The following is a 1319-nucleotide window of genomic DNA, read 5'->3' on the forward strand; positions in this document are numbered from 1 at the left end:
ACGAACGGAAAAAATCAACTATGAATATCTTATTGAAAAACTTTCAGTATTCGTATAACTTCGTATAATGTATGCTATACGAAGTTATTACGAAGGCGTTATTTTACTTGTAATATTTCTCATCTTGGCATTGATGAGAAATGGCCCGGCTTAAAGACAGCGATTGCTGTTGAGACGATCTCAAGCACACCTCGTTCAACGATTACGGCAGACTGGCGCTATTATATCACGAGCCATTCTGCAAAGAATTCTGATCTGGTAAACTATGTTCGCAACCATTGGAATATAGAAAACAAGCTGCATTGGGTTTTGGATGTGCAGATGAAAGAGGATGATGATCTTAAAGCGGAGCGTAAAAGTGCTCAATCTTTTGCCACTCTCAGAAGAATCGCTCTTAATATCGCAAGAGTTAAGGATCAAACTCCAAAGCGGAGTGTGCGTCGAAAAATGATGTGTGCCGCTTGGAATGAAGATAATCTGTTAAAGCTTCTCACTTAAACTTAATCTTTTACCTATTTTTTTAACCCTCTTCAAAATCAGAAGAGAAAGAAGAATCTTGTCTTCTTCTTGCCAAAAAACACCTTTTTTCCTAAAAATAAGCCAACAACATAAATTCTAACCTATGATGATCCGCTTTAAGGTACCTTTTTGGCTATTTTAAATAAATGTAAAATAATTCTTAAGTAAAAAATCTCTCATGCAAAACCCCTGCATAGTGAAGAAGTTCTTCTAATCCAGGTCTTTTGGTATCCTTTCCTGAGGCTTTATCTGTGAAGACTTTATCAAGGGATATTCCATCGAGTTGTCGTTCTGTATTTTGACCAAAACTGCTGACCCGGATATAGCCAAGTATTTTACCTTTAAACATAAATATTCCTTTTTTACATTTATGAGCAATAATTGTCAGAATAGAATCTAAGAGGTTGGCGAGCATTTGTCAATAAATCCTTAAACCTATTTATTCCTGACAGGGGTAGGATGCTTTTCCTGACATCAGATTAGAGTATACTCTATATTGACATACATCCCTGTCATTTATCCATAGTAAAACCTTATATAAATTAAATAGAAATTTAATCTAGAAAATGTCTCAACTATATTAATATGACAATTTATCTCTAATTTGCTATAAGTATATTTTTAAGGTAACATAATTAATATTGCAATATTTTTTGAGGATACAACATTATGAACGACGTAAGAACAAAGATTGGCGAAGGAGGAAGAGTCATCATACCTGCGGCTTTTCGTAATGCCTTACACTTAGAGCCAGGTGATGACATAATTCTTCATTTTGAGAATAATGAAATTCATATGAC

The 1319-nt window shown here is 34.3% G+C and carries 2 protein-coding genes and 1 pseudogene; 2 read left to right on the plus strand and 1 reads right to left on the minus strand.

Annotation, left to right across the window (positions count from 1 at the left end; genetic code table 11):
- Positions 1-54 precede the first annotated feature (54 nt).
- Positions 55-498, plus strand: a complete 444-nt coding sequence (locus IG80_RS15375; protein WP_269517200.1) for an ISAs1 family transposase — start codon at positions 55-57, stop codon at positions 496-498.
- A gap of 214 nt (positions 499-712) precedes the next feature.
- Here IG80_RS15375 and IG80_RS14400 read toward each other — a convergent pair.
- Positions 713-868: pseudogene (locus tag IG80_RS14400) on the minus strand (recombinase family protein); the annotation flags it as partial.
- Positions 869-1188: 320 nt separating this feature from the next.
- On the opposite strand from IG80_RS14400, the gene IG80_RS17075 reads away from it, so the two are divergent.
- Positions 1189-1319: AbrB/MazE/SpoVT family DNA-binding domain-containing protein (locus tag IG80_RS17075; protein ID WP_156962217.1), on the plus strand; the 131-nt coding region annotated here is incomplete at its 3' end.

This window comes from Candidatus Paracaedibacter symbiosus (genome assembly GCF_000757605.1).
Classification (GTDB): Bacteria; Pseudomonadota; Alphaproteobacteria; order Paracaedibacterales; family Paracaedibacteraceae; genus Paracaedibacter_A; species Paracaedibacter_A symbiosus.